This is a genomic window from Corynebacterium sp. HMSC036D02 (assembly GCF_001836165.1).
In the GTDB taxonomy this organism is placed as follows: domain Bacteria; phylum Actinomycetota; class Actinomycetes; order Mycobacteriales; family Mycobacteriaceae; genus Corynebacterium.
Genome location: NZ_KV827676.1, coordinates 1 through 4982, shown reverse-complemented (window position 1 = coordinate 4982; position 4982 = coordinate 1). Strand labels below are relative to the sequence as shown.

The 4982-nt window shown below is 56.2% G+C and carries 3 protein-coding genes; all 3 read right to left on the bottom strand.

The annotated features are described in order from the left end of the window. On the bottom strand, positions 1–2355 hold a 2355-nt coding region (locus tag HMPREF2743_RS12750; protein WP_198531375.1), incomplete at its 3' end, for a VaFE repeat-containing surface-anchored protein. Positions 2356–3069: 714 nt separating this feature from the next. Further along, positions 3070–4419 carry a formate-dependent phosphoribosylglycinamide formyltransferase gene (gene purT, locus HMPREF2743_RS05535; RefSeq protein WP_070818350.1) on the bottom strand — a complete coding sequence of 450 codons (1350 nt, stop codon included), beginning with the start codon at positions 4417–4419 and terminating at the stop codon, positions 3070–3072. Positions 4420–4658: 239 nt separating this feature from the next. Then, a partial coding sequence (locus tag HMPREF2743_RS12745) for a hypothetical protein (protein ID WP_168167315.1) occupies positions 4659–4982 on the bottom strand: 324 nt, incomplete at its 5' end.

The window sequence follows — 4982 nt, the reverse complement described above, 5'->3', positions numbered from 1 at the left end:
CGGCTGGTTCGGAGTGGTCTCCTCACCCGGGTTCTCCGGGGTCGTCGACTCAGACGGCTCCTCCTCAGAGGTCACAGTCTGATCTTCGTCGTTGATGTTCTCGTGCGTGGTGATCTCATTTCCGTCACCCTCGTTCTTCGGAGCATCCTTACCGGTTTCATCAACCTGCTTGGAGTACAGCTTCTCGAATGCAACCGCAGTCTTGACTACACCCTCAAGGTCCTCATTGACCTTGATGTCAACAACGACCTCACCTACAGAGCTCTTCGGAGTGAAGGTCAGGTCACCACGACCGATAACAGCATGCTCACCGTTCTCGTTGAGAGCCTTGTTACGCAGCTCTGCCTTAAGAGTGTATTCCTTACCCGGAACTAGGTCGGTGTAAGAAACAGTGTCCTTAACTACGACGCCGGCAGCAACCTGCTTAGCATTATCGAATTCAGCCTTGGTCTTAATCGACGGGTTCAGCTCAGAGGTCACAGTCTGTGCCTCGTCGTTGATATCCTCATGCTTAGCAATCTCCTTCTCCTCGGTGGAGCCGGAGATATCGTTGCCGTCCTCGTCTACCTCGGAAGAGAAGAGCTTCTCAAAAGCAACTGCAGCGGTAACGCCGTCCTTGGCCTTGTCGTTGACGACGATCTCAACGTCCTCAGAGCCAGCAGAGTTCTCCGCAGTGAAGGTGTGGGTAGCCTCACCCAGAACGGTAGTGCCGTCTTCCTTGGAGATCAGTTTTGCCTTCAGGGTGTAGTTCTTACCCGGAACAAGGTCCTTATACGTCACGGTGTCGATAACCGTGGCGCCCTCAACAACGCGGTTGCCGTCCTTAAACTTGGCCGTCGTACCGATTTCAGGGTTCCAGACAGTGATAACGGTCTGTGCTTCGTCGTTGATGTCCTCGTGAGTGGCAATCTCCTTCTCCTCATGGGAGCCGGAGATGTCGTTGCCATCCTTGTCTACCTCGGAAGAGAAGAGCTTCTCGAAAGCAACGGCAGCAGCGATCGGGGACTCGAGCTGCTTATCGACGTTAATCTTTACCGCAACGTCGCCGGACTCAGCTTCCGCAGTGAATTCCTGCGAGCCGGTACCAACGACAGCGTGCTCGCCATTAGCGTCAGCAGCCTTGTTACGAAGTTCGGCCTTCAGGGTGTACTTCTTACCAGGAACCAAGTCCTCGTAGTGAACCGTGTCAATGACGGTTGCGCCAGCAACAACTTGCTGCTTGTCACCATCAAACTTGGCCTGGGTCTTGATCTCCGGCTTGCGCGGCTTCTCCTGCTGAGAAGTCGTCGGGGTCGGCTCCGGAACTACGTCAGTGGTCGGGGTCGGAGTCGGCTCCTCAGTTTCCTCGGTCGTCGACTCGTCGGTGCTCTCAGATGGCGTTTCCTCAGAGGTGGTTTCCTCCGTGGTCTGCTCATCGGTCGTCGACGGCTCAGACGGTTCGGTCGTCTCCTCCGTGGTCGGCTCCTCAGAAGTCGTCTCAGCCTCAGAGCTCTCAGACGTGGTTTCCTCAGAAGTGGTCTCCTCGGTGGTCTGCTCATCGGTCGTGGACGGCTCAGTCTCAGTGCTTTCCGACGGAGTCGGCTTCGGATTCGGGTTGCTCTCCTCATCCTTACCCGGATTCTCGCCGCCATCATCCGGCAGACCAGGCTGGTCAATCGGAACCACACGCTGTCCCCCACCACTGTTATGAGTGGTTATGCCGTTAGGGCCAACCACAGTGATGAAGGCATCCGCCGGCTGCTCAGGGATAGTAACCGACGGATCGGCTTCAAACTGCTGGTCGAGCGTTTGGGCATTGTCCTTTAGAATGCGCAGCCCCGTGTTCGCCGTGAAATCCTCCGAATTGCCGTCGAACCCGTGGAGCGGACGTGCCAGACCAGAGACATTTCCGCCGTCGTTTGCGTGAATAAACTTAATCGCGGCAGCCCTACCCGACGCATCAGAGACGAGCGCTGCCAAGTAAACGCTGTAACGGTTAGCAAGTTTCTTATCGCCAGCCGCCGTAGCATCACGCAGCTTCATTGCAATGCCGATTGCCGCATTCTGGAACTTCGGGTCATCAAAGCGAATCGCACCTGCTGTGGACTTCTTGTAGCTGCCCTTCTTGAGCATGGGATCGGCAACAGTGTAATCAATACACCAGCCCCATCCGACATCGTTGTTCTTGTGAGGGTTTCTCGCACCTTCTGGCGGAACACCAGCCCACACAAGCTGGCCCCAGCTATGATCTCCGCCAATTTTCGCATTTTCAGCGCCCAAGGTGGTGTTAGGCACGAAATCAGTCGGCTCGGCCGCGCCGGCCTTCGCCCAGGGAACGGTAACCATGGCTGCAATTACTGCAATTGCTGTAAGCACAGCAGTAAAGACCATCCACCCCTCTCTGGAGATATTCCTTAATCTACTCATCGTTTCCTCTTCGAATGATGTGAATGTCTACAAGTTTTCTGCACAGCAGCCTTAGACCACTGAACCAATCTGAAATCGGGACGTAGGTTTTTACACCTTTACCGGCGATTCTTCTCACGAATCTCACGAACTCTTATAGTCCACTCAAGAGACTATCATTCGACACAGGAAGCTGCAAGGTATCTCATTGCTCTATAAATTTCGCCTATACCCAAGTTGGAGCGTATTTATGCTGCACTAGACCGTTTTCAAGTCAGGCAGCTCCTATCTACCGCCCACTTGTTCTATTTTTCCTTCACATCGTCAACTTCTAAGTATTTCTTATAATACTCAATCTAAGATTTACTAAGTTTGCATATCAGTTTTTTCCCACCCGGATTGCGCAAGGAAACCTTCCGCCAGCGCAACAGCACTGTGCGCGCCCCCGCTGGCCTAATCCCCTTGTAAGCACCTGCGATACCTACGATCCCCCGCGACCTAGTAGCACCCCAAGGCCCGCGAAAGCTCGTACTCGCGAGCACTTAGCACCCTTACCGCTACACCTCGCAGACACGCGAAACGGCCGTGCACAAAGCACGGCCGTCATTCCCCATTAGAAACCTCATCCCACGGGGCTTAGACCACTACCCCCATTAATCAGTTTTATGGCTCGCCGAGCCCTCATTAATCATCCGCGGAACGCGTGAGCTTCGGATCAACGTCGACGACCGGCTCAGGGACCTCAATAACCTCGATGTCGGAGACCGGCGAGCCAGCAGCCGTCACTGGCTGTGCATCCACCTGGTCTCCCCCTGAAGACGAGCCCGACTCCACAGTAATCTTCGCCGCCGCGAGTGCCGCCCTGTCGCGGGCTGTCTCAACATCCTCAGCAGTCGTAGCCACCATCCCCATTCGGCGCCCTGCATACGCCCACGGCTTACCAAACAGACGCACGTCCGTCTCCTCATAAGCCATGGCAGCATCGAGGCCGGAGTAGGAGACATCATCAAGCTCAGCGTCCGCGTGCAGAATGACTGCCGCACCGGGGCTGACCAACGTCACATCGATCGGGAAGCCCAACATTGCGCGGACATGGAGTTCAAACTCAGAGAAGCGCTGTGTGTATCCAGTCAGCATTGCGGTATCCAAAGGACGCGGCGAGACAGAGGAGAAGTACACCTCATCACCCGCTACGAAGAGCTCAACGCCATAAACACCGCGCCCTCCCAATTCATTGGAGATACGCGCCGCAACGGAGCGTGCGTTCGCCAGCGCGTCCTCACTCATAGCCATCGGCTGCCAGGACTCCACCAGATCCCCCTTCTCGTGGCGGTGACCAATGGGCTCACTAAACCACGTCGCCATCTTGCCCGTAGCCGGGTCGATGGAACGCACAGCAAGCAGCGTGACCTCATAATCAAAGTCAACGAAGCGCTCCACCACTACGCGCTTATACTCCGAGGACACGTGGCGCACCATGGCCCAGGCCTCCTCCACGTCCTCTTCTTCTTTAAGAAGGATGTGGCCCTTCCCGGAGGTCGTAATATCCGGCTTCACGATGCACGGCAGCCCCAACTCCCCCACTGCCTCTTGCAGCTCCTCAGCGGACTCAGCAAAGCGATAGGCAGTGACGGGCAGGCCGATGCTTTCAGCTACCTCACGCACGCTCTCCCGACACTGTGTCAGCTCACACGCCCGCGCCGAGGGCACGACGGTTGTGCCGAACTCTTCAATACGCTTCAGCGCCTCCACCGCGACGGTTTCCACCTCTGGGACCACGTAGTCTGGCTTGATCTTCTCAGTCAGCTCCCACACCTTGTACGGGTCCCTAATGTCTGCAATGTAGCTAAAGTGCGCAAGCTGCTGCGCGGGTGCTCCTGCGTAGCGGTCCACGGCGTGAACCTCAAGCCCTAAGTTCTGAAAGGCAATTACCAACTGCTTGCCCAGCTCACCCGCTCCCAAGAGCAGCACCTTGGTGGCGTTTCCTGTCAGAGGGGTTCCGATCTGGCCTGCGATGTCGCCTACGGTAGTCATTCTCGAATTATCGCATACTTTTAGCACTGCATTGCTTGGCGACGTCCCCCTATTCCCACCATCCCACTCCTACCGGGCACCGGCTGCCCAGTGCCCCCGCCCCGAACCCTAGGATCACCGAGACCCCCTCCCCACCGCAGGGAAACGGTGGAAAAGGGGGCCTGGTCTTTAGACTGACCTTCTATATGGCAGCCGGCCACTTTGGGCCGACTGGCCCTCGGTATGCGTCAGTGTCTCTCTTACTTGGAGGAACCGTTAGAGGAACCTCCACCCGGCGCACAAGCATCAGCGATAAGGCCAATAGCCAGAGCACCAGCAGCAATCAGAGCCACAGCACCAGCAGCCTGCTGATGATCAACACCGAAACGCTTCAGCTGCGCATCGATACCAGCCATCTTGCCAGCCAGCGGACCATTGAACACACCAGCCTGCTTCTGCAGCTGAGTATTCAGATCCCGAATCTGCTTGTTAATCGGAGCAACAAAGTCCGACAGACCCGGAATATTCATCTGCGAAGCCAGACCAACCGGAATCAGGAACAGCAGCGGGATACCAACACCCAA

What these genes read in the sequence shown, in the direction of transcription:
- purT (WP_070818350.1), bottom strand. Translation starts at nt 4,419, where the DNA reads ATGACTACCGTAGGCGACATCGCAGGCCAGATCGGAACCCCTCTGACA.